Genomic DNA, 24867 nt, shown 5'->3' with positions numbered 1-24867 from the left:
ACCCTATCCCACCGCCTCCAGAACGAGGGGCAAGGGGCTTGCCGTTTCCCCCAAAAGGAAGGCCTCCCGCAGGTGGTCCAAGGCCTCCTCCACCCCCCGCCCCCGGTGGTAGAGGAGGGCCAGGGCCTCCCCCCTTTCCACCCGGTCCCCGGGCTTTTTCATGAGGTAAACCCCCACCCCGTGGTCAATGGCCTCGCCCTTCCTGCGCCGCCCACCCCCCAGGGCCAAAACCGCCAGGCCCACCCGGTAGGCGTCCACCTCCCGCACCACCCCGGCCTCCCGGCTCAGAAGGGGCAACTCTTCCCCAAGGGGCAGGAGGGAGAAGTCCTCCACCACCTTCGGGTTTCCTCCTTGGGCCTCGAGGAAGGCCCTAAACTTCTCCAAAGCGGCCCCGCTTTCCAGGGCCTTCTGGGCGAGGCCTGGGTCCAGGCCCTCGAGGCGCAAGGCTTCCTCCGCCAGACGCAAGGCCACCGCCACCAGGTCCTCGGGGCCCTCCCCCTTAAGGGCCAAAAGGGCCTCCCGCACCTCTATGGCGTTCCCCACCGCCCGGCCCAAGGGAGCCTCCATGCTGGTGAGGAGGGCCTTCACCCGCCTGCCCGCCCCTTGGCCGATCTCCACCATGGTCTTTGCCAGGAGGCGGGCCTCCTCCAGGGTCTTCATGAAGGCCCCCTTGCCCACCTTCACGTCCAGGACGATGCTCCGCGCCCCAGCGGCGAGCTTTTTGCTCATGATGGAGCTGGCGATGAGGGGGATGCTCTCCACGGTGGCGGTCACGTCGCGAAGGGCGTAAAGCTTCCCGTCCAGGGGAGCGAGGTCGGGGCTTTGGGCGGCGATGACGAGGCCCACCCGCCTAGCCCTTTCCAGAAACTCCGCCTCCGTCATCTCCCCCCGCCAGCCGGGCACGGACTCCAGCTTGTCAATGGTCCCCCCGGTGTGGGCCAGGCCCCGGCCGGACATCTTGGCGAAGGTGCAACCGCTTGCGGCCAGGATGGGCCCCACCACCAGGCTCACCTTGTCCCCCACCCCGCCCGAGGAGTGCTTGTCCACGGGATGGGGCAGGCCGGAAAGGTCCAGGACCTTCCCGGAATAGGCCATGGTCTCCGTGAGCCAAAGGGTTTCCTCCCGGTCCAGGCCCCGGAGGAAGGCGGCCATGAGCCAGGCGGCCACCTGGTAGTCGGGGACCTCCTCCTTCAGGTAGCCCAGGAGGAAGGCCTTTAGGTCTTCCTGCCGGTGCTTGCCTCCCTCCCGCTTCTCGCGGATGAAAAGCACGGGGTTCATGGGCCCATGCTACGCCAAAGCCGGGCCCTCCCGGTAAACCGCCCCCTCCAGGATGGGAGGAGCGGTTTACCGGATGCGCCCCATAGGACCCAGGCCCGCCTCGGCCGGGGCGTAGGCGGAACCCCCGACCGTTCGGAAAGAGGGAGCGCCCCTGGCCCTAGGCCTTACCCACGGAGCCAAAGAGCTCCATGCGGCTTTTCACCACCTCCTTCACCGCCTGCCGGGCCGGGCCCAGGTACTTCCTGGGGTCAAACTCCTTGGGGCTCTTCCCCAGGGTTTCCCGGATGAGGGCGGTAAAGGCCAGGCGCAGGTCGGTGTCGGTGTTGATCTTGGCCACGCCCAGGGCGATGGCCTTCCTGATGTCCTCGGGGTGGATGCCCGCCGCCTCCCCAATCTCCCCCCCGGCGGCGCGGAAGCGCTCCACGAGCTCGGGCGGCACGGCGCTCGCCCCGTGGAGGACGAGGGGAGCGGGGACAAGCTGGGCGATGCGCTCCAGGCGGGGGTGGTCAATGAAGGGACGGCCCTTCCCCTTGTAGGCCCCGTGGCTGGTGCCGATGGCCACCGCCAGGTAGTCGGCCCCCGTGCGCTCCATGAAGAGGCGGGCCTCCTCGGGGTTGGTGAGGAGGGCGTCCTTCTCGTCCACCGCCACGTGCTCCTCAATCCCCGCCAGGCGGCCCAGTTCCGCCTCCACCGTGACCCCCACGGCGTGGGCCGCCTCCACCACCCGCTTGGTTTCCCGGACGTTCGTCTCAAAGTCCTCGTGGGACTTGTCAATCATGACGCTGGTGAAGCCCTCCCTGAGGGCCTTGAGGACGCTTTCGTAGCTGGAGCCGTGGTCCAGGTGGATGGCCACGGGCACCCGGGCCTCCTTGGCCAGGGCCACCGCCATCTGGGTGAGGGCCCGGCCCCCGTACTTCATGGCCCCTTCGGATAGGGCCAGGATCACCGGGCTCCTAAGCTCCTCGGCGGCCTCGAGGATGGCCTGGGTGAACTCCATGTTGTTGGTGTTGAAGGCCCCCACCCCGTAGCCCTCGGCCCGCGCCTTCTTGAGGATTTCCAGTCCGGTCACCAGCATAAACGCCTCCGCCCGGGATTATACCCCGGGCGTGGAAGCGTGGAAACCAGGCCTAGTAGGCCTGTCCCGTGGCCTTGGTGAGGAGGAGGCGGAACTCGTGGGGGCTGGTGGCGGCGGAGAGGGCGTCCTCCAGGGAGATGAGCCCCTGGGTGTAGAGCTCCACCAGGTGTTGGTCAAAGGTGCGCATGCCGTGGATGCTCCCCTCCATCATGGCCTCCTTAATCTGGGGCGTCTTGTCCTCATCCTTGATGAGCTCCCGCACGTACGGGGTGGCGATGAGGACCTCGAGGGCCAACACCCGCCCCTGCCCATCCGCCCGGGGCAGGAGGCGCTGGGAAAGGATGCCGAGGAGGGATTCCGCCAGGAGGATGCGCACCTGCTGGTGCTCGTGCAAGGGGAAGAACTCAATGATGCGGTTGATGGTGCGCCAAGCGTCCAGGGTGTGGAGGGTGGAAAGGACCAGGTGCCCGGTCTGGGCGGCCATGAGGGCGGCCTCCACCGTCTCCTTGTCCCGCATCTCCCCGATGAGGATCACGTCGGGGTCCTGGCGCATGGCGTACTTGACCCCGGAGTAGAAGCTATCCGTGTCTAGCCCCACCTCCCGCTGCACCACCAGGCTCTTCTTGTGCCGGTGCAAAAACTCTATGGGGTCCTCAATGGTGATGATGTTCTTGGCGTAGTGCAGGTTGATGTGGTCAATGAGGGCCGCCAGGGTGGTGCTCTTGCCGCTCCCCGTGGGCCCGGTGACCAGGATGAGGCCCCGCTCCTTGGCCGCTAGGTTTTCCATAACCTCCCGGGGCAGGCCCAGGGCCTCAAAACTGGGGATGACCTCCGCCACCACCCGCATCACCAGGCCAAAGCTGCCCCGTTGCCTGAGGAGGTTACAGCGGAAACGGGCCACCCCGGGGATGGTGTAGGCGAAGTCCATCTCCTTCCGGTACTCCAGCTCCTCTTGTTGCTCCGGGGTGAGGAGGGCCCGCGCGATGGCCTCTGTATCCTTCGGGGTGAGGGGCCGGTTGCCAAAGGGCCTAAGCTTTCCGTCCACCCGGACCATCGGAGGGGCTCCCGCCTGCAGGTGGATATCCGAAGCCCGGGCCTGGACCATGGCCTTCAGCATCTCCAAAAGGCTTTGCTTTCCCTCGGAAGGGGCCTCGCTCATGGGTAGACCTCCAGGTTATCAATAAGCCGCACCTCGGGAAAGCGCCCGGCCACGATGCCCCTAGCCCCCTTCACCCAGTCGGAAAGGGGAAGGAGGGTCTCGGGGTCCACCAGGGCCAGGTAGTCCTTCCTAAACTCGGGCACCTCCGCCAAAACCGCCTCCCCAGCCCGCAGGGCCTCGGCCACGCTTCCGCCCTCCTTCGCCACCTCCCGCATGGCGGAAAGGGCCCTATAGAGCACGGTGGCCTTCTTGCGCCTTTCGGGGGAAAGGTAGACGTTGCGGCTGGAAAGGGCTAGGCCGTCCTCCTCCCGCACCGTGGGCACCCCCACCACCTCCAGGGGAAAGCCCAGGTCCCGCACCATCTTGCGGATCACAAGGAGTTGCTGGTAGTCCTTCTCCCCGAAGTAGGCCCGCCTCGGCCCCACCAGGAGGAAGAGGCGGGCCACCACCGTGGCCACTCCTTGGAAATGGCCGGGGCGCACCTCCCCTTCCCATAGGGCGGTGAGGGGGCCTTCCACCTGGACCCGGGTGGCAAAGCCCTTGGGGTACATCTCCTCCACGCTGGGGGCGAAGAGGAGGTCCACCCCCGCCGCCTCCAGAAGGGCCTGGTCCCGCTCCAGGTCCCGGGGGTAGCGGTGGTAATCCTCCCCAGGCCCGAACTGCAAGGGGTTCACGAAGATGGACACCACCACGAAGGGGTTTTCTGCCCGGGCCCTTTCCACCAAGGCCAGGTGGCCGGCGTGGAGGTAGCCCATGGTGGGCACGAAGCCCACCCCTTCCCGGGGCAACGCCGCCCGGAGTTCCGCCACGGTGCGGACCACGTTCACGGGGCCCAGTATACTTTCCCTGTGGGGAAGAGGAAACGGGAGGAAAAGCTCAAGAGAAAGGCCCTGAAGGAATGGGAGGCGCGCCGGCCCAAGACCTTCCGCGAGGCCTTAAAGTACTTCCCCGGGGTGTTTTTCCGCACCACCTTGGTGATGATGGGAGCGGTGAGCCTCATCCTGCTGGCGGCGGCCTTGGGGCTTAAGGTGGCGGCAAGCTTTTGGTTCCAGCTCCTCGTCTACCTGGGCTTCTACCTGGCCTTCCAGCGCTTCATCATGGGGCCTTTGGCCCCGCCCCGCATCAAGTAGTTAAAGCCTTTCGGCGTCGGCCCAGAAGCCCTCGAGGTCGTAGTACTCCCGGGCCTCGGGGGTCATGAGGTGGACCACCACCTCCCCGTAGTCCAGGACCACCCAGCGGGGGCTTTGCCCCTCCGTGGGCCTAGGGCGCAACCCCTCCTCCTCTAGCTTCTCCTGCACGTGCCGCTCCAGGGCCTGGAGGTGCGGGGTGCTGGTGGCGCTCGCCACCACGAAGTAGTCCAGGCTTTCGGAAACGGCCCTGAGGTCCAGGGCCACCACGTTCTCCGCCTTTTTTTCCCAAAGAAGTTCCTTAATGCGCCCGACGAGCTCTACCGCCTCCTTGGTCTTCACCATCTAGCCTCATTGTAGCAGGTCCTTCCCAAGCTCCACCACCACGCCCGAAAGGGGCCTATGGGGGGCGAGGAGGGGCAGGTGGAAAAGCTCGGCGTAGTAGGCCCCGGCCACGGGGTCTTGGGTGTAGACGGCGCTCCTCTCTACCCCCGCCTCCTCCAAAACGGGCCTTACCCCTTCCCTTTGCAAAAGCGCCTGCCCCCAGCGCAAAAGCGCCCCTTCTCCTCGCAACACCACCGGCACGTCCGGGGGTGCCAAAGGGGGGTTTTCGCCGAAGAAAGCGGCGAGGAAGCGGGCCCGGGCCTCCTCGTCCACGTAGAGGAAGGTGCCGGGGCCCTCCCGGGTGGGCAGGGTGGCCAGGGAAACCTTAAGCCCCTGGACGGCGGGTAGATAGCCCAGGACCTCCTCGAGGGTGAGGTCCGTGTCCAACTGGGCCCAGACCTCCCGCAGGGCCAGGGCCAAGGCGGGCCAGGTGCGGGGGTCTTGGGCTTTCCGCAAGACTTGGACCAACACCTCCTTGATGCGGTCCAGCCGGGCGTAGTCCCCCAGGGCATCGTGGCGGAAGCGCATGTACTTCACCGCCTCCTCCCCGTTTAGGTGGAGGCGGCCTGCGGGGAAGTCTATGAAGAGCCTGGCCGCCCGGTCGGTGTAGCGCATGGGCCTTTCCAGATAGACCTCCACCCCCCCCACGGCGTCCACCACCCGGGCCACGCTCTCCAGGGTGAGGATGAGGTGCCTTTCCACCACCATCCCCGTGGCCTCGGCCACCGCCCGCTTTAGAAGCTCCGCCCCACCCCGGCCGTAGGCGGCGTTCACCTTGCCCCCCACCAGGGGGCTATAGAGGTCGCGGGGGATGGCCACCCCCTTGGCCTCCTGGCCCCTTAGGCGCAGGTAAAAGATGGTGTCCGTGCGGGAACCGGGGCCGCAGGGGGTGTGGTAGCCGCAGTACTCTATGTCCCGGGCCGCCACCACCACCCCCATCTCCGGCAAGGCCCCCGCCCGCACGGGGCGCACCTCCCCCTCCTCCTTCGGACGGGGCAGGGAAAGAACGCCCCCAAGGGCGAAAAGCGCCAAGGCCAAGAGGAGGAAGGAAACCCTAGGGCGCATGTTGGAGGCTCTCGTACACCTCCAGGGTCCTGGGGTGGACGGGAATGCCCTTGCCCTGGAGGTAGTGCACCTTGTTGACCACCGCCTCCCGGTAGGCCTCCCGAAGCCTCCCCGAAAGGGCGAGGTCGCGGATCTCCCCGTTCACCCCCCTCCCGGGCTCGGAAACGTCGGCCACGTAGAGGGCCATGCCCAGCCCGTTCTCGGGGGAAACCCCGTAGACGTGCCCCTCTATGGCCTCCAGGACCTCCGGGTCCTCCACCCCCCAAGCCTCCGCCAGCCTGCGGGCCGCCCGGCCGTGGAGGGCCAAGGGGTGGGCCCTCTCCACCTCGTTCTCCGGGGAGGCTAGGCGCAAAAGCTCCTCCAAAGGCAGGTCCCGCGCCGCATCGTGCAGAAGCCCCGCCAAGTAGGCCCGTTCGGGGTCTAGGCCGTTCCTCTCGGCGATGGTGCGGGCAAGCTCGGCCACCCGCAGGATGTGCGCCCACCTTTCCGGGGTCACCAAAGGCCTCACCTTTTCCAAAAGCTCAGCGGTAGAGGGCGTGCTTTTCAAGGTACACCTCCACGGCCCGGGGCACCCAGTAGCGCACGGAAAGCCCTTCCCGGATGCGCCGCCTGATCTCGGTGCTAGAGATGCCCACCTCCGGCACCCAAAGGGGCACCACGGGCACGGGCATCGCCTCCAAAGGATACCCCGGGCGGGCCACGGCCACCAGGGTGGCGAGCTCGTGGAGCCGGTGCCCTTCCTTCCAGGTGAGGACGTCCCGGTAGGCGTCGGCCCCGGTGATGAAAAAGAGCTCGTCCTCGGGGAAAAGCTTGCGGGCTTCCTCCAGGGTATCCACGGTGTAGCTGGGCCCGGGGCGGTCTAGCTCCAGCCTCGAGGCCCCAAACCTCCGGTCCTCCGCCGTGGCCAAGAGGACCATCTCGTACCGGGCCTCCGGGGGGGCCACGGGGGTCTTGTGGGGCGGACGGGCGGCCACCACGAAGAGGACCTGGTCCAGGCCCAGGGCGCTGGCCGCCTCGCTGGCGGCGATGAGGTGCCCCAGGTGGATGGGGTCAAAGGAGCCGCCAAAAAGGCCAATCCGCACCCTAGCCCTCCGGGATGTACTCAAACTCCAGCCCCCCCAGGCGCACCACGTCCCCCGCCCGCACCCCCTTGGCCCGAAGGGCCGCCTCCACCCCGTGACGCTTGAAGACCTCCTGCAGGTACCCCGCCGCCTCGGAAAGGTCGCCCTTTAGCCGCTTGAGGTAGCGCTCCACCTCCGGGGCCCGCACCTCGTAGACCCCCTCAGCCACGGGCACCACCTCCACCCCTGCCCGCACCTCGGTCTTGGGGATGGGCTTGGGCAACTCGGGAGCCGGGGTGGCCTGGACCAGGCTCCAGAGGGCCTCCTTTAGCGCATCCAGGCCTTCCCCGGTAAGGGCGCTCACCGGAAGGACGGGAAGGCCCTCCGGGAGGAGCTCCGCCACCCTGACCTCCACCTCCTTGGGGGCGAGGAGGTCCACCTTGTTGAGGGCGATGAGGGCCGGGCGGCGGAGGAGGGCGGGGTCGTAGGCCCCCACTTCCTGGCGCAAGGTGGCGAGGACCTCCTTGGGGTTTTCCGTGGCGTCCAGCACGTAGAGGAGAACCCGGGTCCGGGCGATGTGGCGCAGGAACTCCAGGCCAAGCCCCTTCCCCTGGCTCGCCCCCTCAATGATCCCCGGGATGTCCGCCAGGGTGAAGCGGGCCTCCTCGGAAAGCTCCACCACCCCCAGGTTGGGGCTCAGGGTGGTGAAGGGGTAAGGGGCGATCTTGGGGTGGGCGCGGGTGGTGGCGGCGAGGAGGCTGGACTTGCCGGCGTTGGGATAGCCCACGAGGCCTACGTCGGCGATGAGCATGAGCTCCAGGCGGAGTCTGCGCCTCTCCCCCTCCTCCCCCGCCTCGGCGAAGCGGGGAGCCTGGCGGGTGGGGGTGACGAAATGGGTGTTCCCCCGCCCCCCCTCCCCGCCCCGGGCCACCAGGAGCACCTCCCCTTCCTGGGTCAGGTCCCCCAAAAGCTCTCCCGTGTCCGCATCGTAAACCCGGGTCCCCCGGGGCACCTCTATGTAAAGGTCCCGCCCGGCGCGGCCGTGCTGGCCGCTTCCCTTGCCGTGCTCCCCGTCTTCCGCCTTATAGGTGCGCTTGGAAAGCTCGGAAAGGGAGTCCACGCTCCCCCGGGCCCGGAGGTAGACGCTCCCCCCCCGCCCCCCGTCCCCCCCGTCCGGCCCTCCTTTGGGCACGAACTTTTCCCGGCGGAAGGAAACGGCGCCGTCGCCACCCTTGCCGGCGGCGACGGTGATGAGGAGAACGTCTTGGAACACCTTACGCCAAGGGGCGCACGTGCACGTACCGGCCTAGACGCCCCTTGTCCTGGAACTCCACCACCCCGTCCACCAGGGCGAAGAGGGTGAAGTCCCGGCCCATGCCCACGTTCTTGCCCGGCTTGAACTTGGTGCCCCGCTGGCGGACCAGGATGTTACCCGCCCGCACCACCTGGCCGCCGTAACGCTTCACGCCCAAGCGCTTGGCCTGGGAGTCGCGGCCGTTTTTGGTAGAACCTAGACCCTTTTTATGCGCCATGGCTCACCCCTGGATTTCCTTGATGAGGATCTCGGTGTAGGGCTGGCGGTGCCCCTTCTTGCGCCGGTACTGAACCTTGGCCTTGAACTTGGAGATGGTGATCTTCTTGCCCCGGCCGTGGGCCAGCACCTCGGCCACCACCTTGGCCCCCTCCACGAAGGGGGTCCCTACCCGTATTCCCTCGCCCCCCAAGAGCAGGACGGGGAGCTCCACCTGGCTGCCGGGCTCGGCGGCCAGCTTCTCCACCCTGAGCTTAAGCCCGGGCTCCACCCGGTACTGCTTTCCACCCGTCTTGACGATTGCGTACATGGCCTTCCCCTTCCCAAAGCCCCAGAGGGCCTACCGGTCTTCCACTATACCCAAGCGGGGGGCTTCCCGCAAGCGCCTCTGCTGCTGCGTTCTCCTCCTTTTTTCCGTAGGGGCTTGACCAAGGGAAAACAAAGAGGGGGTTGGGTAAGGTATGCGAATGCTCCTCCTCCTTTAGACCACCACATGGGCCCCCACGGTCTTCCGGCTCCCCAGAAAACCCGCGCCCACCCACCCCTCCCCCTTTCCCTGCCCGAACCGAGTTAGGGGTCCAGGCCCTGGGGTATGTCCCCCTTTTCCTCCCTAGACCGGGGCTTTGACCGGGTCTCCCGGATGGGGCAGGAGGAATGGGACATGGGGTTCCTCATCCGGTCCCTACGCCAACGGGAGGTGGAGATGGAGGAGGGGGAGCGCTACCCGGAGGTGCGGGAGGCGGAGGGCAAGGGGGCTTGGCTTTCTGGGTACGACGGGAGGAGGGTGGAGGTGAAGCTCTTTCTGGCCCAAGGTCCTCCTTCCCTGCGGGGCGTGGCGGTGCGGGTGCTTGGGGGTTTTTCCCAGCAACCGGCACGGGGTGGGGGAAGGGATGCGAGCTCAGCTCCGCCTGCACTTGACAAAGGTGCCAAGCTTCACTATAGTTAAGGATGGCGACGCGGGGTGGAGCAGCCTGGTAGCTCGTCGGGCTCATAACCCGAAGGTCGCGGGTTCAAATCCCGCCCCCGCAACCAAACCGCCCCCGGGCACAATGGGCCCGGGGGTTTTGCCTTACCCTTAGGGCATGGACTGGGAGGTGCGCCAAGACCCCGAGCGCCTCTACAAGCGCTTCCGCTTCAAGGACTTCCGGGAGGCCCTGGCCTTCGCCAACCGGGTGGGGGAACTGGCCGAGGCCCAGGGCCACCACCCCCGCCTCACCGTGGCCTGGGGCCAAGTGGAGGTGGAGTGGTGGACCCACAGCGCCGGGGGCATCACGGAGAAGGACCGGGAGATGGCCCGCCTCACGGATAGCCTCCTGTAGGCTAAGGGCATGGAGGCGCGGACCCTCGAGCTCGTCTTCCCCGAGCACACCAACCCCTTGGGGGCGGCCTTTGGCGGCTTCGTCCTGGGCCTTATGGACAAGGTGGGCTCCTACGCCGCCGCCCGCTACGCCAAAAAGCCCGTGGTCACCGTGGCGGTGGGGAGCGTGGAGTTCAAGGTGCCCATCCGCACCGGGGACCTCCTGGAGGTGGTGGCCCGGGTGGTGCGGGTGGGGCGCACCTCCTTGACCGTGGAGGTGGAGGTGTACAAGGAACGCTTCGGCCACGAAAACGGCCGCACCCTCGCCACCAAGGGCACCCTCACCTACGTGGCGGTGAACGAGAAGGGGGAGCCCGTCCCCGTGGAGGCCCATGCGGGTGCTGATTGACGCCCAGTGCCCCTACTGCCGGGCCTTGGGAGAGGCCCTAAAGGCCCTGGACCTGGGGAAGGCCCTTCGGGTGGAGCCCCTACAAGGGGCCACGGACCTGGAAAAGGAGGCCCTTCTCCGGGAGCTCCACGTCCTGGAGGGGGAAAGGGTCTACCGGGGCTATGGGGCACTCCTCCACCTGGCCCGCCGCCTCCCCCTCCTTTGGCCCCTTTTCCCCTTCCTCTACCTCCTAAGCCCTTTGGGGAAGCCCCTTTACCGCCTCCTGGCGGCGCGGAGGCCCCGTGCCTGAGCTGCCCGAGGTGGAAACCACGAGGCGCCGCCTCCTCCCCCTCCTAAAGGGGAAACCCCTCCTAAGGGTGCGCCACCAGGACCCCCTGCGCTACCGCCACACGGAACGGGCGGAAGGAAAGCGCATCCTGGACATCGGGCGCCGGGGGAAGTTCCTCCTCTTCGCCCTTTCCGGGGGGCTGGAGATGGTGGTCCACCTGGGGATGACGGGGGGCTTCCGCCTCGAGGCCACCCCCCACACCCGGGCCACCCTGGAGTTCCCCTCCTTCCCCCTCCACTTCCACGACCCCCGGCGCTTCGGCCGCATCTGGGTGGTGGAAGGGGGAAACTACCAGGAAATTCCCCTCCTAAGCCGCCTCGGCCCCGAGCCCCTTTCGGAAGATTTCCGACTGGAAGGCTTCCTCCAAGGGCTTCGCCGAAGCGCCAAGCCCCTCAAGGCCCTCCTCCTGGACCAGACCCTGGCGGCGGGGGTGGGGAACATCTACGCCGACGAGGCCCTCTTTCGGGCCCGCCTCCACCCCTTGCGCCGGGCCAAGGAACTCCGCCCCGAGGAGGGGGAAAGGCTTTTCAGGGCCCTAAAGGAGGTCCTGGCCGAGGCCCTCGCCCTTGGGGGAAGCACGCTTTCCGACCAAAGCTACCGGCAGCCCGACGGCCTCCCCGGAAGCTTCCAGGAGCGCCACGCCGTCTACGGGCGGGAAGGCCTCCCCTGCCCCGCCTGCGGCGCGCCCATCCGGCGGCAGGTGGTGGCGGGGCGGAGCGCCCACTTCTGCCCCCGGTGCCAGGGCTAGCCCCCGTAGAACCAGCCCGTGTCCCACATGACGAGGGGCTTGGCCTCGTACCGCACCCCCGCCCCCACCACCTCCGCCACCACCACGCTGTGGTCCCCGCCGGGGTAGAGGTGGCGCACCTCGGCCTCGAGCCAGTAGGGGAGTTCGGTGAGGAGGGGGAGGCCCAGGGTGGGGGAAGGCGCAAAGGGGTGGCCGTTTAGGGTGTTCCCCTCCCTCTGCGTGGGCTTGAAGAAGTCCTGGGCGATGGCCTTCTGGTCGGCGGCGAGGGTCATGAGGGCGAGTTTCCCCGTGCGCTCTATGAGGGCGTGGAGGTGGCTATCCCGCTTCACCCCCAGGGCAATGAGGGGCGGGGTGAAGGAGGCTTGGGTCACCCAGTTCACCGTGCCGGCAGCGTAGTCCTCGCCGTCTTTGGCCGTGAGGATGTAAAGGCCGTAGGTGAAGCTCCTTAGGACCTTCTTCTTGGCCTCCAGGTCCATGTCCCCATTCTAGTCTTCCCGGAGGGTCCGGAGCAAAGCCTCGTGGATGCGGCCGTTGGTGGCCACGATGTAGCGGTGGCCCAGGCGGTAGGGCCTCCCCTCCAGGTCCGTGACCTTCCCCCCCGCCTCCTCCACCAAAAGCCACCCCGCCGCCACGTCCCAGGGGTTGAGCTTCACTTCCCAGAAGCCCTCGAGGCGGCCCGCCGCCACGTAGGCCAGGTCCAAGGCGGCCGCCCCCGGCCGCCGCACGAGAAGCCCCCGCCTCAGGGCCCGGGCGAAGTAGGTGAGGTTCTCCGGGTCCTGGGCCACGTCGTAGGGGAAGCCCGTGGCGAGGAGGCTTCCCAGCAACTCCGCCCGCTCCGTGACCCGGATGGGCCGCCCGTCCAGGTACGCCCCCCCGCCCCTCAGGGCGTAGAAGACCTCCCCCCGGGCGGTGTCCATCACCACCCCCGCCTGGACCACCCCCTCCACCTCCAGGGCCAGGGAAACCCCGTAGAAGGGGAAGCCGTGGGCGTAGTTCACCGTGCCGTCCAAGGGGTCCACGATGAAGCGGAGGGCCTTTCCCCCCTCGCTTCCCCCCTCCTCCCCCAAGAACCCCGCCTCGGGGAAGCGGGCGAGGAGGAGTTCCCGGATGGCCGCCTCCGCCTCCCGGTCCGCCTGGGTCACCAGGTCCGTGGGGCCCGACTTGGTCCCCTGGGTGAAGCCCTTGGCCAGGTAGTAGGCGTGGATGCCCCGGGCGAGGTCCGCCGCCTCCAGCATGGCCATGAGATGGGGAAAGAAGGGATGACCCTTCACGCCCCCATCATAAAGGCCCGCACCCGGGCGAAAAGGGCCTTAAGCTTCTCCGGGCTCTTCACCCCCGCCGCCGCCTCCACCCCGCTCGCCAGGTCAATGGCGTAGGGCCGGAGGGCCAGGGCCTCGAGGGCGTTCTCCGGGGTGATCCCCCCGGCGAGGATCACCCGCTTGCCCGTGGCGAGGAGGGGCTTGGCCCACTCCCTGGGGTAGGGCTCGCCGCTTCCCGGGAGGCGGCTATCCAGGAGGAAGGCCCAGGCAGGGTAGTGGGCCCACTCCGGCCTGGCGGGGCCCTCCAGGGGGAAGGCCTTGATGACGGGGAAGAAGCGGCCGATGGCCTCCGCCCACTCCGGGGGCTCCTCCCCGTGGAGCTGGGCCACCTGGAGCCGGGCCTCCTCCATGAGCCTCAAAACCTCCCCGGGGGGCTGGTCCCGGAAGACCCCCACCCGCACCACCAAAGGCCCCAGGGCCCGGGAGATCTCCCGGGCCGCTTCCGGGGCCAGGCGCCTTTTGGACCCGGGGGCCAGGACGAAGCCCAGGGCGTGGGCCCCGAGCGCCTCAGCGAGGAGGGCGTCCTCGAGGCGGGTGAGACCGCAGATCTTCACCCGCACCATCCGCCTAGCCGCACTTGGAGTAGCCGCAGGCCTGGCACTTGTAGCAGCCCTCTTCCCGCACCAACGCCTTCTCCCCGCACACCGGGCAGGTCAAAGCCCCAGGGAGGGCGAGGCCTCCCCCGGAAAGCGGCAGGGGGGCTTCCGCCTCCTCGGGGGGAAGGCCCCGTTTGAAGGCCTGGGGAATGGTCTCCAGGGCCACGGCGATGAGGTCCGCCTTGCTGGACACGAGCCTCCCCTGGTAGCTCCCGTAAAGCCCCCCGTTGATGCCCCTAAGGGTCCGGATGATGGCCTCGGGGGGCACCCCGTACTGGAGGGCGATGGACACCACCCGGCCCAGGGCTTCGCTATCGGCGTTGGCCTCGTCCCCCGCCTTCCCCGAGGTGAGGATGACCTCAATGGGCCTATCCCCGAGGAGGTTCACCGTGACGAGGAAGCTCCGCTTGGCCCCCTCGGGGGTAAGGAGCTTCACCATGTCCGTAAAGCCCATGAGGCGCCCCGGGCGCTCGTAGACGGGACCTTCTGGCCTCTCCTCCCGCTTTGGCGCGCTTGCTGGGGCCGCCTGGGGCTCCCCTTCGGGCGCCTTTTTCTCCTTGCCCTTCTCTTCTTTCTTCACCGTGAGCACCTGGAACTCCCGGGAGCCATCCCGGTAGACGGTAATCCCCTTGCACCCCGTGCGGTAGGCCTCGGCGTAGGCCGCCTCCACGTCCGCCACCGTGGCCTCATGGGGCAGGTTGATGGTGTTGTGGGAGAGGACGCCGTTCACCACATAGCGGTGGACCTCCTCCACCTCTATGTCGTACATTTCCACCTCGCCCACATCCTCCACCTCCACCACCCTAAAGGCCAACACCTCCGTGGGCCAACCCAGACGGTCCGCGGTGCAGTTGTAAACGTGGGAAACCCCCCTGCTCCGCACCGACCTTAGGTTTGTGTACCCAGGATGGTGCACCCCCACGCGGGTGGCCTCCACAACCTCCTCCGGAACGAACACCCTGTACTGCCTGTCCACCCGGGGAATGCGTTTATGGACCTCAATAGGCTCCACCAGTTCCTGCAGGGGACCCGAAACGACCACCGAATGGACGAAGTATGTCTCCTTAGGTGCTTCTACTTTCTTGCGCCCCTGGTACACCTGGGGCAACCCGAAGCTCCGGGCCACCTCCGCAGCCTCGTAAGCAAGCCGGGCACTCTTGCCCTCGTAGACCACGAGGCCCAAGTCCGGACGAGCATAGCCATCCAAGGTCAGCCCCTTAAGGAAAGCGAGCTTCTCCTCGGCGTTTCCCTGAAGGATCTGGCGCGGCACCCGCTTTTCAGCGGCCCCCTTGCCGATTAAAGCCTCCACGTAACGGACCAGGCGCCTGGAGGTAAGGTACAGGTTGCGCACCCCCGTGCGTTTGTCCACCGTTACCTTGGGTTCCGTGCCGAAGAGCCGTTGGACCACCTCTCGGAAGGTCGCTTCCACCTCCGGGCTCTTGGTGGCTATGCCCACAAAACCGGTGCTCTCCACCGTGGAACCGTCCGCGGCCAACATGCCCAGAAAGAGGGCCAGTTCGGGGCTCATCCTTTCGGGCAGAGGAAGGGCCTTGGCGTTGGTGCGCAGGGGAAACTCTAGCGAAATAGGGGCTCCCCCAGGACCATGGGCGGGAACCAGCTTGCCCAAAACGAGGTCTCCGGGCTTAAGCTCCCGCATCAGGCGCCAACCCTGGGGAGTGAGGACGCGGTGGCTCTCCCACGCACCCACCAACTCCGCCCCATTGTCTAGGCGCACCCGAACCCCCCTCTTCTTGCCAGCGAAGTAGTGGGCGGTGATGCGGTATCCCTCCGCCGTGTACAAGCCGTCCACCGGGGCAAAGGTGTCCTCGGGATGGGGTGGGGCGATCTCCTCAACGGGGATGAGCCCTTTGGAGGTAGGAATCAGGGTGCCCTTGGCGATGCACTTAGATAGGGAGTTGGCGGCGTACCCCTCGGCGTCAAAGGCCCGTTGCACCACTCCCTGCATGCGCACGTGGTCCAAGGGGTGGATGTCGTGGGCGCACCGGAAGACCCTGCGGATGGGCTCGGGCACGAAGGAGAGGTTCTGCACGGAGCCGTGGCCGTCCCGTTGGATCTCCTCAACGATCTTGTCCCAGTCCCACTTCCCGTCCTTCTCGTAGCCGGGGGCGGGCGGGTAGGCCTCCATGAGCTCCACGAAGAGGGGGTGGAGGAGGGGCTTGTACTCCCCGCCGATCCTCCGCCAGACGAAGGGACTAAAGACGGGCTCAATCCCGCTGCTAACCCCCATGAGCATGCTGGTGGTGCCCGTGGGGGCCACGGTGAGGACGGCCACGTTGCGCCGGGGGCGGATGCCGAGCTCCTGGAAGTACTCCCGGTGCGCCTCGTAGAGGGGGAAGGGGCCCCTTTCCTCGGCGAGGGCCTCCGAGGCCTTGATGGCCTCCTCCCGCATGGCGGAGATGATCTCGTAGACCTTCTCCCGGGCCGCCTCGGAGTCGTAGGGGAGGCCCATCTTGATGAGGGCGTCCGCCAGGCCCATGACCCCAAGACCCAGGCGCCTCAGGCTTTTCGCCGCCTCCTCGTTGTCCTTGAGGGCGAAGCGGTTCACGTCCAGGACGTTGTCCAGGAAGCGGATGGCGGTATGCACGTCCCGGCGGAAGGTTTCCATCTGGAACTCCCCGTCCTTCACGTAGGCGGCGAGGTTCAAAGCCCCGAGGTCGCAGGGCTCGCCCACGGTGAGTGGGATTTCACCGCACGGGTTAGTGGAACGAATCCAAAAACGCTCCCCCAACCCCTTCAGCGCCGAAAGGGCGTTGATGCGGTCCACGAAGATGAGCCCCGGCTCCCCCGTGGCCCAGGCGTGCCAGGCGATCTCGTGCCAAAGCCAACGGGCAGGGACCTTGCCCCCAAAGAGCGGGATGGGCTTGGCCCCGTCCTCCCGCTCGGGAAGCTCGGGGAGCTTCCCGGTGTAGGGGCCTTCCAGGGGGTATGGGTAGTACTTGCCGGGAACCTCAATGGGGGTCACGGGCCAAAGGGCATCCTCCTCCAGGGCCCGCATGAAGGCGTCGCTCACCAGGACGGAGATGTTGAAGGTGGAGATGTCCCCTTCCGCCTTCTCCCGGTCCAGGTCCTTGGCGGTGAGGAAGTCCAAGAGGTCCGGGTGCTCAATGGAGAGGGTGGCCATCCCCGCTCCACGGCGGGTACCTCCCTGCCGCACCACCCGGAGCACAGGGGCATAGACGTAGCGCAAGGTGGCCACGGGACCCGCCTCTTCCGCCCCCAAGGCCGCCCACTCCAAGAAGTTGTCAAAGATCTCAAAGAGGAAGCTCACCGGGCCCGAGCTCGTCCCCCCGCTACCCCGGATGGGGGCCCCTTCGGGCCGAAGGAGGGAGAAGTCCACGTGGGCGACAAGCCCCCGCCTCGCCCGGTCCGCCGCCTCCTTGGCGGCGTCCACGATGCCCCCCATGTCATCGGGAACCCGGATAACGTCCTCCGGGGGTTCCTGGGCCAGGGCCACCCCGTAGCGCTCCGCCAAGGCCTTTAGCTCGGGAGAAACCTCCCCGTAGACTACCCGGGCAAAGTTCTTCAGGGCGATTTCCTCTTTCGGTCCATCGGGGTTGATGGGGGGACGCATGAGGCCGCGGATGAAGTCCTCCACATCGGGGTGGCTTGCGGCCAGGTAAGCCACCCCCTGCACGGGCCGCCGCTTCCTCCCGCCCTTGGAGCGGTAGGGGTCCAGGTTCACCCCGTTCCCCCCGCCCACCTTGGTGACCAGGGCGAGCTTTCTGGCCACCTCCATGATGCCGGCAAAGCTTTCCGGAGGGTTTTCCGTGGCCCCTTGGACGAAGCAGTTGAGGAGGTTGCCGTGGGCGGTACCGGCCCCCGCCAGGATGCGCCCGCCCGGGGAGAAGCGCTTGGTGGCCATGAGCTCGTAGAACTTCTCCTCCCAGTAGGCCCGCGCCTCCGGGCGCTCCACCTTGGCCATTTCCCGGGCCACCCGGCGGAACATGCCCAGGATGTCCCCGTCTTCGGGCTGGAGATACTGCCGCTTGGCAATGGCTTGGGCGTGCTCGTCAAAGAAATAGGGCTCCATAATGCCTCCCACATCCCCCATATCTTGGGGCCTACGGCGGGAATACTACTACTCCTTGGGTTTTCACGGCAAGTGGGGGGGCGCACATTTAGCCCCGCTCCACCTCCACCCGCACCTTGTAGTTGCCCCTTCGGGTGGCGCCCAGGACCTCGAGGAGCCGGAGGCTTCCCAACCCCTCGGCCAGGAGGGTATCCCCAGGCCGCACCTCGTCCTTGGGGGAAGCGGGCCTTCCCCTCAGGCGCACCTTCCCCGCCTTCACCCCCTGCACGAAGTAGCTCCGGGAAACGCCGAAGCCCTTGGCCCCGAGGGCGTCCACCCTTAGGGAGGGCACCACCAGGGTGCGCACCCCCTTGCTGGCCTTGAAGGCGGCCTCGGGGGCGGGGTGGAGGGTATAGCCCGCCTCCAGAAGGGCCTTTTTCCCCTCGGGAAGGAGGGCCACCACATAGCCCTCCTCCCAGGCCTCCACGTCCCCCAGGGCCTCTCCCAGGTCCGGGGGCTCCTTCTCCAGGAGGTAGACCTCCACGGGGTCCTGGACGCTCGGGACCTCCTCGGGGTAGAGGATGGCCACCTTGCGCTCGGCCAAGGGGAAGCCCCCAAAGAAGGAAACCTTCAACCCTTCCGCCCGGGCCTTTTCCTCCAAGAGGGCTTGGTCCTCGGGCTCCAGAAAGCCCGTGCGCACCACCCGCCCGCCCCGGGCCCGTTTCAGGTAGGCGGAAAGGTCCATCACCCCTCCCGCACGGCGAAGCTGAGGGTGGCGCTCGCCCGCTCCTCCCCCTCCACCAAAGCCTTCACCGCCACCTTGCCGAGGCCGCGGCGGAAGAGGAGGAGTTCCCCTTCCAGGATGAGGGTGTCCCCCGGCACCACGGGCTTTTTAAACCGGGCCTCCTCCACCCCCACCAGGAAGACGAGCCCCCCCGGCTTGAAGCCGGGCTGCTTGGCGATGGTCCCCACCGCCGCCTGGGCCATGGCCTCGAGGATAAGCACCCCCGGCATGATGGGGTAGCCGGGGAAGTGCCCCTGGAAGTGGGGCTCGTTGAAGGTCACGTTCTTCAGGGCGCGGAAGCCCTTCTCGTCGGCTTGGAGTACCCGGTCAACGAGGAGGAAGGGGTAGCGGTGGGGGAGGAGTTTCAGGATCTCCTGGATGTCCAAGCCTCACCTCCTTAGGACATCGTCGGAGGAGAGGATGGTGTCCTCGAGGACGTGGAGCATCTCCAAGGCCTTGCCCGTGCCCAGGGCCACGGCCTCAATGGGGTTTTCCGCCACCACCACGGGCACCCCGGTGGCCTCCTGCAAGGCCACGTCCAGGTTCTTGAGAAGCGCCCCACCCCCGGTGAGGAGGATGCCCCGTTCGTAGATGTCGGAGGCCAGTTCGGGCGGGGTGGTTTCCAACACGCCCTTCACCCCCTGGAAAATCTTCTCCAAGGGCTCCTTGAGGGCCTCGGCCACGTCCTCCGCCGGGATCTCCGCCGTGCGGGGAAGGCCGGTGACGAGGTCCCGCCCCCGGACCTCCGCCACCTCCTTCTCCTCCCCCGGCAGGAGCTTGGCCCGGCCCAGCTGGATCTTGAGCTCCTCGGCGGTGCGCTCCCCGATGAGGAGGCTGTACTTCTGCCGGACGTAGCGGATGATGGCCTGGTCCATCTCGTTCCCGGCGATGCGGAGGCTTTCCGAGCGGACGATGCCCCCTAAGGAGATGACGGCGATGTCCGTGGAGCCGCCCCCGATGTCCACCACCATGCTCCCCGTGGGTTCGGCCACGTTGATGCCGGCCCCGATGGCGGCGGCCAAGGGCTCCTCAATGAGGTAGACCTTCTGGGCCAGGGCGGAAACCGCCTGGACCACGGCCCGCCGCTCCACGTCCGTGACCCCGGAGGGCACCCCCACCATCACCCGGGGCTTGAAGAAGCGGCTTAAGGGGGAGAGCACCTTCTGCAGGAAGAGGAGGAGCATGCGCTCGGTGAGGGCGTAGTCGGCGATGACCCCGTCCTTTAAGGGGCGCACGGCCACGATGTTGCCGGGGGTGCGCCCCAGCATCCGGTAGGCCTCGGCCCCCACCGCCTTCACCTCCCGCTTCCCCTGCACCACGGCGATCACCGAGGGCTCGCGGAGGACGATCCCCTTCCCCCGCACGTAGATGAGGACGCTGGCCGTCCCCAGGTCAATCCCGATGTCCTCGCCCCGAAGCATATCGCCCCATTTTAGCCTATCGGGCGTACTCCACCGCCCGGCTTTCCCGCACCACCGTCACCTGGACCTGCCCCGGGTAGTTCATCTCCCGCTCAATGCGGCTTGCGATCTCCCGGGCCAGGAGCACCGCCTTGGCGTCGGTAATCTTGTCCGGCTTGACGATCACCCGCACCTCCCTCCCCGCCTGGACGGCGAAGGCGGTTTCCACCCCGGGGAAGGAGAGGGCGATGCGTTCCAGGGCCTCGAGGCGCTGGAGGTACTCCTCCAGGCTCTCCCGCCTGGCCCCAGGACGGGCGGCGGAAAGGGCGTCGGCGGCGGCCACCAAGACGGCGTAGACCGTCTCGGCGTTCTCGGGGTCGTGGTGGTGGGCGATGCCGTCAATGACCTCCTTGGGCTCCCCGAAGCGCCGGGCCAAGGCGATGCCGATCTCCACGTGGCTCCCCTCCACCTCCCGGTCCACGCTCTTGCCGATGTCGTGAAGGAGCCCAGCCCGCTTGGCCAAGGCGGCGTCCAGGCCCAGCTCCGCCGCCATAATCCCCGCCAGGTGGGCCACCTGCACGGAGTGCTTGAGGACGTTTTGGCCGTAGCTGGAGCGGAAGTGGAGCCGGCCCAAAAGCTGGATGAGGCCGGGCTTTAGCCCCACCACCCCGGCCTCCAAGGCCGCCTCCTCTCCCCTCTCGTAGATGAAGGTCTTCATCTCCTGCTTGGCCTTCTCCACCACCTCCTCAATGCGGCTTGGGTGGATGCGGCCGTCTTTTAAGAGCTCCTCCAGGGCCATGCGGGCGATCTCCCGGCGGATGGGGTTGAAGGAGGAGAGGAGGACCGCCTCGGGGGTGTCGTCAATGATCAGGTCCACCCCCGTGAGGGCCTCAAAGGTGCGGATGTTCCGCCCCTCCCGGCCGATGATGCGCCCCTTCATGGCGTCCGAGGGGATGGGGACCACGGAAACGGCGAGCTGGGCGGCGGTTTCCGAGGCCTGGCGTTGGATGGCCTGGGCCAGGATTTTCTGCGCCTCCCGCCGGGCCTCGAGGCGGACCTTCTCCAGGGCCGCCCGCACCCTTTGGGCCTTCTCCTCCTCCAGCTCCTGGTCTAGCTTTTCCAGGATGAGCCTGCGCGCCTCCTCCGGGGAGAGGCCCGCCACCTCGTAAAGCTTCTTTTCTATCTCCCTTTCCCGCTCCAGAAGCCCCGCCTCCCGCGCCTTCAGGGCCTCCTCCTTCTGGGCAAGGGCCTCCTCCAGGGCGTCCAGCTTTAGGGCCCGGGCGTCCAGGGCCTCGCCCCGCTTGGAAAGCCTTTCCGCCTCCCGGCGAAGCTCCTCCCTTTCCTCCTTCAGGCGCTCCCTTTCCGCCTTTAGCTCCTCCTGAAGGCCCCTAAGCCGATCCCTTTCCGCCCTTAGCTCTTCCCGCTCGGCCTTGAGGCGCTCCTCCAGCTGGGCCAGGCGGGCCTTGGCCTCGGCCTCCGCCGCCTCCGCCCGCCGCTTGAGCTCGGCCTCCAGCTCCCCCCTGAGGGCCTTGGCCCGGGCCTCCGCCTCCTCCCTTAGGGCCTTGGCCTCGTGCCGGGCCGTTTCCAGGATCTCCTTGGCCTCCTTCCGGGCGGCCTCCAGGGCCGCCTTCGCCTCCTCCTTGGCGGCCTCGAGGAGGCGCTTCGCCTCCTCCCCCGTGCGGTCCTCGCCCTTACGCCTTAGGAAAAGGGCCGCCAAGAGAAGGAGGACCAGGGCCAAAAGGACCAGGTCCAGAAGGCTCATTCCTCCCCCTCTTCGCTGGCGGCGAGGACCACCTGGTCGGCCCGCTCCAGGACCTTGGCCCGGATCTCCTCTAAGAGTTCAGGCCGCTCCTTGAGGAAGTCCGCCGCCTTCTCCTTGCCCTGGCCCAGGCGGTGCTCGCCGTAGGAGAACCAGCTCCCCGCCTTCTCAATGACCCCAGCAGCCACGGCCACGTTCACCAGGTCCATCACCGGGTCAAAGCCCTTGCCGAAGTAGATCTCCAGCTCCGCCTCGCGGAAGGGGGGGGCCAGCTTGTTCTTCACCACCTTGACCTTGACCTTGATGCCCACCGCCTCGCTCCCCACCTTGATGGGCTGGCCGCTTTTGCGCACATCCAGGCGCACGCTGGCGTAGAACTTGAGGGCCCGCCCCCCCGGGGTGGTCTCGGGGTTGCCGTACATCACCCCCACCTTCTCCCGCACCTGGTTGATGAAGATGGCGGCGGTGTTGCTCTTGGAGAGGACCGCGGTGAGCTTGCGCAGGGCCTGGCTCATGAGCCGGGCCTGGAGGCCCACGTGGGCGTCCCCCATGTCCCCCTCAATCTCCGCCTTGGGCACCAAGGCGGCCACGGAGTCCACCACGATGACGTCCACCGCCCCGGAGCGGGCCAAAAGCTCCACGATCTCCAGCGCCTGCTCCCCCGTGTCCGGCTGGGAAACCAGGAGGTCTTCCACCTTGACCCCAAGCCTTGCGGCGTAGAGGGGGTCCAGGGCGTGCTCGGCGTCCACGAAGGCGGCGATACCCCCTTGCTTCTGCGCCTGGGCGATGATGGTGAGGGCCAGGGTGGTCTTGCCCCCGGACTCGGGGCCGTAGATCTCCACCACCCGGCCCCGGGGAATACCCCCGATGCCCAAGGCCAGGTCCAGGCCCAAGGAGCCCGTGGGGATCACGTCCACCTGGAGCTTGGGCATCTCCCCAAGCCGCATCACCGCCCCCTTGCCGAACTCCTTCTCAATGGTCTTTAGGGCGTTCTCCAGCGCTTTCCTCTTGTTCTCGTCCATGTTCACCTCTTAAAGGGAATTTCTCCAGAATAGTGTACACGGGCCCCTTGGGCCGAAGCTCGGAGCGCACCAGGGCGAACTCCGTTACCGGCCACTCCAAGCCGAAGACCACGGGGGGTACCCGTGGGGCGGGGGCCTTGCGCCGGGCCAGGGTGATGTGGGGCTTGAAGGGCTTATCCCCTCCCGCCCTTAGGGCCTCCTCCCCCAAAAGCTCCGACACCCCTTCCCTCAAGGCCCCCGCCAGGAGGGAAAACCCTTCCCCCTCCGCCTTGGCGAACCAGACCCTGGGGGTGCCCTCGTTGGGGAAGTAGCCCGTGCCCCGGATGCGGGCGGGGAAAGGGGCATGGAGGCGCCCCAGGCGGTGGCCCAGGGCAAGGAGGTCCTCGAGGTCCCCTTCCGGCCTCTCGCCCAGGAAGAGCAGGGTGAGGTGGAGCTGGTGGGGCGCCACCTCCTTCCAGCCCTTATAGCGGGACACCTTTTCCTGGGCCTCCACCAGGGCCCGCCGCACGTCCTCAGGGAGAAAAACTGCGTAGAAGAGCCTCATGTCACCAAAAGGGCCAAGGCGGCGTAGACGCTCCGAAGCCGCACCGCCTCCCGGTCCCCGGGAAAGCGGTAGCGCCTGGCCTCCGTCCCCTTGGGCCCCGCCAGGGCCACGTAGACCGTGCCCACGGGCTCGCCCTCCAAGGGGTCAGGCCCCGCCACCCCCGTGGTGGCCAGGGCATAGGTGGCGCCAAAAAGGGACCTTGCGGCCTCCGCCATGGCCTTGGCCGTTTCGGCGGAAACCGTCTTGGCCAAAAGCTCCTCAGGCACACCGAAGCGGGCCTTGGCCCCTACGGAATAGGATACCACGCCCCCCAGGTAGAAGCGGCTCGCCCCGGGAACCCGGGTGATCTCCGCCCCGAGCAGCCCCCCCGTGAGGCTTTCCATGGTGGCCAGGGTGGCCCCCTCCAGCTCCATGCGCCTTTTCACCGCCTCGGCCAGGGTCAGGTCCCCTTCGCCCCAGATCTCCCGCAAAAGCTTCTTCTTGATCCTTTCCGCAAGCTCCGCCACCCGGTCCTCCCGGCCCCGGACCACCACCTCCACCCCGTGGAGCTTGGGGTAGGTGCCCACCTCCACCTCCTCGCCCCGGACGAAAAGTTCCCCAAGCCGCTCCACGATGTCCGACTCCCCGATGCCCCAGGTCTTGAAGACCCGTTCGGCGTAGGGCCTTGGGGGAAGGGCAAGCCTCGGGAGCACCTCCCGCCACATGGGCCGCCACTCGGGGGGAGGCCCCGGGAGGAGGACGAGGTCCTTGCCCCCCTTGCGCACCCACCAGCCCGGGGCGGTGCCCACGGGGTTTTTAAGCCAGGTGGCCGAGGGGATCTTCAGGGCCTGCTTGCGGTTGGCCGGGGGCATATCCCGCCCCCGGGCGCGGAAAAGGGCCTTAATCTCTGCCAGCACGGCCTCGTCCAGCTCCAAGGGCTCCCCCAGGGCCAGGGCCACCGCCTCCCGGGTCACGTCGTCCGGGGTGGGGCCAAGCCCCCCCGAGAGGACCACGAGCCGCGCCCGCTCCCAGGCCGCCCGCACCTCCTGGGCCAGGGGCTCGGGCTCGTCCACCACCCGCAGGGTCCTTTCCACCTTGAGGGCGTAGGGCTTGAGGCTTCGGGCGATCTCCGCCGTGTTGGTGTCCAGGGTTTCCCCGTAGATGAGTTCCGTGCCTACGCCGATGAGCTCTGCCCGCTCCACGCCGCCTCCTCAAAGGGAAGGGAGGAAAGGCGGTACCGCCCACCGCCCCCTTCCACCACCGCTCCAAAGGGCACCTCCGGCCGCACCACCCCTAGGCCCAAGGGGCCAAAGGGGGTGGCCTCGAGGCGCTTCGCCTCCCCCACCCGCTTGCCCTCCCAGAAAAGCTCCGCCGGGGCCTCCCCCCTTTCCACCACCCTCAGGCCCACCAAGCGGTAGGGCGCCGCCTTGCCCTCGGTGCGGGCCATGATCTCCTGGCCCACGTAGCACCCCTTGCCGTAGTCCACCAGGGAGAGGAGGCCCACGCTTTGGGGAAGCTCCCCCCGGATGTCGGAGAGGAGGGGAAGGCCTTTGAGGAGGGTGTAAAGGGGGTAAAGCTCCCCAGGCCACGCCCCCTCGGAGGTCTCCCCTAGCTCCTCCCGCCCGTCCGCATAGACCAGGCGGAAAAGGGGAAGCGCCTGGAGTTCCACCTGGTCAAAGACGATGTAGCGCTTAAGCCTATTCCGAAGGCCCTCGAGGGTGCCCCAAGGGGCGAGGAGGAAGCCCTCCTTGTGGGGGAAAACCGTGGCCGCCTCCTCTATCTGGCCCTTGTGGTTGAGGAATAAGGCCCCCATAGGGGCCGAAAGGCGCCTCAGGTCCCGGGTGCACTGCCCCTGGAGGAAGGAAAGGGCATCGGGCCCCCGCACCAGGAGGACGCCGGGAAAGGCGAAGAAGCCTTCCCCCGCAAGAGCCTTGGCCAACAGGGCCTCCATGCCTCCCATTATTGACCAAAG

Annotated in this window: 29 protein-coding genes and 1 tRNA gene; 7 read left to right on the top strand and 23 right to left on the bottom strand. The window is 67.7% G+C overall.

Annotated elements, in window-relative coordinates; translation table 11 throughout:
- Window positions 1-3: 3 nt before the first annotated feature.
- From L0C60_RS06190 to panC, 4 genes are all read right to left on the bottom strand, one after another.
- Window positions 4-1278, bottom strand: coding sequence for a thymidine phosphorylase (locus L0C60_RS06190; RefSeq protein ID WP_234508533.1), 1275 nt, complete (start codon window positions 1276-1278; stop codon window positions 4-6).
- 157 nt (window positions 1279-1435) lie between these two features.
- Window positions 1436-2353: a class II fructose-1,6-bisphosphate aldolase gene (gene fba / locus L0C60_RS06185; RefSeq protein ID WP_234508535.1), complete on the bottom strand. Its 918-nt coding sequence runs from the start codon at window positions 2351-2353 to the stop codon at window positions 1436-1438.
- A 52-nt stretch (window positions 2354-2405) separates the two neighbouring features.
- On the bottom strand, window positions 2406-3512 hold the full coding sequence (locus L0C60_RS06180) for a type IV pilus twitching motility protein PilT (RefSeq protein WP_234508536.1): 1107 nt from the start codon (window positions 3510-3512) through the stop codon (window positions 2406-2408).
- On the bottom strand, window positions 3509-4339 hold the full coding sequence (panC, locus tag L0C60_RS06175) for a pantoate--beta-alanine ligase (protein ID WP_234508538.1): 831 nt from the start codon (window positions 4337-4339) through the stop codon (window positions 3509-3511). The genes L0C60_RS06180 and panC overlap by 4 nt, the downstream gene beginning before the upstream one ends.
- A 21-nt stretch (window positions 4340-4360) precedes the next feature.
- Here panC and L0C60_RS06170 point away from each other — a divergent pair, with 21 nt between their 5' ends.
- Window positions 4361-4642, top strand: a complete 282-nt coding sequence (locus tag L0C60_RS06170) for a hypothetical protein (protein WP_234508540.1) — start codon at window positions 4361-4363, stop codon at window positions 4640-4642.
- Here L0C60_RS06170 and rsfS read toward each other — a convergent pair whose 3' ends face one another.
- From rsfS to rplU, 7 genes are read right to left on the bottom strand one after another with little or no spacing between them, the layout of a single operon-like run.
- On the bottom strand, window positions 4643-4984 hold the full coding sequence (gene rsfS / locus L0C60_RS06165) for a ribosome silencing factor (RefSeq protein WP_234508542.1): 342 nt from the start codon (window positions 4982-4984) through the stop codon (window positions 4643-4645). It lies immediately after the preceding gene.
- Between the two features lie 6 nt (window positions 4985-4990).
- The gene (locus L0C60_RS06160; RefSeq protein ID WP_234508544.1) at window positions 4991-6088 is read right to left on the bottom strand and encodes an LCP family protein; all 1098 of its coding nucleotides are present in this window, start codon (window positions 6086-6088) and stop codon (window positions 4991-4993) included.
- The gene (gene yqeK / locus L0C60_RS06155; protein WP_234508546.1) at window positions 6078-6635 is read right to left on the bottom strand and encodes a bis(5'-nucleosyl)-tetraphosphatase (symmetrical) YqeK; all 558 of its coding nucleotides are present in this window, start codon (window positions 6633-6635) and stop codon (window positions 6078-6080) included. Before yqeK ends, L0C60_RS06160 begins: the two co-directional genes overlap by 11 nt.
- On the bottom strand, window positions 6610-7170 hold the full coding sequence (gene nadD, locus L0C60_RS06150) for a nicotinate-nucleotide adenylyltransferase (RefSeq protein ID WP_234508548.1): 561 nt from the start codon (window positions 7168-7170) through the stop codon (window positions 6610-6612). The genes yqeK and nadD overlap by 26 nt, the downstream gene beginning before the upstream one ends.
- Window position 7171: 1 nt before the next feature.
- Complete coding sequence (gene obgE / locus L0C60_RS06145; RefSeq protein ID WP_234508550.1) at window positions 7172-8422, bottom strand: GTPase ObgE; 1251 nt, start codon at window positions 8420-8422, stop codon at window positions 7172-7174.
- A 1-nt stretch (window position 8423) separates the two neighbouring features.
- Window positions 8424-8681: a 50S ribosomal protein L27 gene (gene rpmA, locus L0C60_RS06140; protein WP_126164836.1), complete on the bottom strand. Its 258-nt coding sequence runs from the start codon at window positions 8679-8681 to the stop codon at window positions 8424-8426.
- A 3-nt stretch (window positions 8682-8684) separates the two neighbouring features.
- Window positions 8685-8990: a 50S ribosomal protein L21 gene (gene rplU, locus L0C60_RS06135; RefSeq protein WP_234508552.1), complete on the bottom strand. Its 306-nt coding sequence runs from the start codon at window positions 8988-8990 to the stop codon at window positions 8685-8687.
- Between the two features lie 282 nt (window positions 8991-9272).
- Here rplU and L0C60_RS06130 point away from each other — a divergent pair, with 282 nt between their 5' ends.
- The 6 genes from L0C60_RS06130 (at window position 9273) to L0C60_RS06105 (ending at window position 11462) form a co-directional block, all read left to right on the top strand.
- Complete coding sequence (locus L0C60_RS06130; protein ID WP_234508554.1) at window positions 9273-9626, top strand: hypothetical protein; 354 nt, start codon at window positions 9273-9275, stop codon at window positions 9624-9626.
- Between the two features lie 9 nt (window positions 9627-9635).
- Window positions 9636-9712, top strand: a tRNA-Met gene (locus L0C60_RS06125).
- A 50-nt stretch (window positions 9713-9762) separates the two neighbouring features.
- Window positions 9763-9999: a 4a-hydroxytetrahydrobiopterin dehydratase gene (locus tag L0C60_RS06120; protein ID WP_234508556.1), complete on the top strand. Its 237-nt coding sequence runs from the start codon at window positions 9763-9765 to the stop codon at window positions 9997-9999.
- 9 nt (window positions 10000-10008) lie between these two features.
- Window positions 10009-10386: an acyl-CoA thioesterase gene (locus L0C60_RS06115; RefSeq protein ID WP_234508558.1), complete on the top strand. Its 378-nt coding sequence runs from the start codon at window positions 10009-10011 to the stop codon at window positions 10384-10386.
- Window positions 10370-10675 carry a thiol-disulfide oxidoreductase DCC family protein gene (locus L0C60_RS06110; RefSeq protein WP_234508560.1) on the top strand — a complete coding sequence of 102 codons (306 nt, stop codon included), beginning with the start codon at window positions 10370-10372 and terminating at the stop codon, window positions 10673-10675. Before L0C60_RS06115 ends, L0C60_RS06110 begins: the two co-directional genes overlap by 17 nt.
- The gene (locus tag L0C60_RS06105; RefSeq protein WP_234508562.1) at window positions 10668-11462 is read left to right on the top strand and encodes a DNA-formamidopyrimidine glycosylase; all 795 of its coding nucleotides are present in this window, start codon (window positions 10668-10670) and stop codon (window positions 11460-11462) included. The genes L0C60_RS06110 and L0C60_RS06105 overlap by 8 nt, the downstream gene beginning before the upstream one ends.
- Here the strand turns inward: L0C60_RS06105 and L0C60_RS06100 are convergent.
- The 12 genes from L0C60_RS06100 to L0C60_RS06045 all read right to left on the bottom strand — a co-directional run bounded on the left by L0C60_RS06100 (window position 11459) and on the right by L0C60_RS06045 (window position 24846).
- Window positions 11459-11938 carry a flavin reductase family protein gene (locus tag L0C60_RS06100; RefSeq protein ID WP_234508563.1) on the bottom strand — a complete coding sequence of 160 codons (480 nt, stop codon included), beginning with the start codon at window positions 11936-11938 and terminating at the stop codon, window positions 11459-11461. The genes L0C60_RS06105 and L0C60_RS06100 overlap by 4 nt on opposite strands.
- Window positions 11939-11947: 9 nt before the next feature.
- On the bottom strand, window positions 11948-12703 hold the full coding sequence (locus tag L0C60_RS06095) for an inositol monophosphatase family protein (protein ID WP_234508587.1): 756 nt from the start codon (window positions 12701-12703) through the stop codon (window positions 11948-11950).
- A gap of 26 nt (window positions 12704-12729) precedes the next feature.
- Window positions 12730-13341, bottom strand: a complete 612-nt coding sequence (locus L0C60_RS06090) for a phosphoribosylanthranilate isomerase (RefSeq protein ID WP_234508589.1) — start codon at window positions 13339-13341, stop codon at window positions 12730-12732.
- Between the two features lie 7 nt (window positions 13342-13348).
- A complete protein-coding gene (locus tag L0C60_RS06085; protein WP_243092604.1) occupies window positions 13349-17428 on the bottom strand; it encodes an adenosylcobalamin-dependent ribonucleoside-diphosphate reductase in 4080 nt (1359 codons plus the stop codon).
- Window positions 17429-17516: 88 nt separating this feature from the next.
- Complete coding sequence (locus L0C60_RS06080) at window positions 17517-18155, bottom strand: S4 domain-containing protein (protein WP_234508568.1); 639 nt, start codon at window positions 18153-18155, stop codon at window positions 17517-17519.
- Window positions 18152-18577 (bottom strand): 3-hydroxyacyl-ACP dehydratase FabZ, encoded by a 426-nt coding sequence (gene fabZ, locus L0C60_RS06075; RefSeq protein ID WP_234508569.1) that lies wholly within the window; start codon window positions 18575-18577, stop codon window positions 18152-18154. The genes L0C60_RS06080 and fabZ overlap by 4 nt, the downstream gene beginning before the upstream one ends.
- Window positions 18578-18580: 3 nt before the next feature.
- Complete coding sequence (gene mreB, locus L0C60_RS06070; RefSeq protein WP_234508570.1) at window positions 18581-19612, bottom strand: rod shape-determining protein; 1032 nt, start codon at window positions 19610-19612, stop codon at window positions 18581-18583.
- 16 nt (window positions 19613-19628) lie between these two features.
- A complete protein-coding gene (gene rny, locus L0C60_RS06065) occupies window positions 19629-21353 on the bottom strand; it encodes a ribonuclease Y (protein WP_234508571.1) in 1725 nt (574 codons plus the stop codon).
- Window positions 21350-22372 (bottom strand): recombinase RecA, encoded by a 1023-nt coding sequence (gene recA, locus L0C60_RS06060; RefSeq protein ID WP_234508572.1) that lies wholly within the window; start codon window positions 22370-22372, stop codon window positions 21350-21352. The genes rny and recA overlap by 4 nt, the downstream gene beginning before the upstream one ends.
- Window positions 22323-22916, bottom strand: a complete 594-nt coding sequence (gene thpR, locus L0C60_RS06055) for an RNA 2',3'-cyclic phosphodiesterase (RefSeq protein ID WP_234508573.1) — start codon at window positions 22914-22916, stop codon at window positions 22323-22325. The genes recA and thpR overlap by 50 nt, the downstream gene beginning before the upstream one ends.
- Window positions 22913-24097, bottom strand: coding sequence for a CinA family nicotinamide mononucleotide deamidase-related protein (locus L0C60_RS06050; protein WP_243092603.1), 1185 nt, complete (start codon window positions 24095-24097; stop codon window positions 22913-22915). Before L0C60_RS06050 ends, thpR begins: the two co-directional genes overlap by 4 nt.
- Window positions 24070-24846, bottom strand: coding sequence for a YgfZ/GcvT domain-containing protein (locus tag L0C60_RS06045; protein WP_234508579.1), 777 nt, complete (start codon window positions 24844-24846; stop codon window positions 24070-24072). Before L0C60_RS06045 ends, L0C60_RS06050 begins: the two co-directional genes overlap by 28 nt.
- Window positions 24847-24867 lie beyond the last annotated feature (21 nt).

Origin of the sequence: Thermus hydrothermalis (genome assembly GCF_022760925.1) — a bacterium.
In the GTDB taxonomy this organism is placed as follows: domain Bacteria; phylum Deinococcota; class Deinococci; order Deinococcales; family Thermaceae; genus Thermus; species Thermus hydrothermalis.
This window is presented reverse-complemented; position numbering and strand designations above follow the sequence as displayed.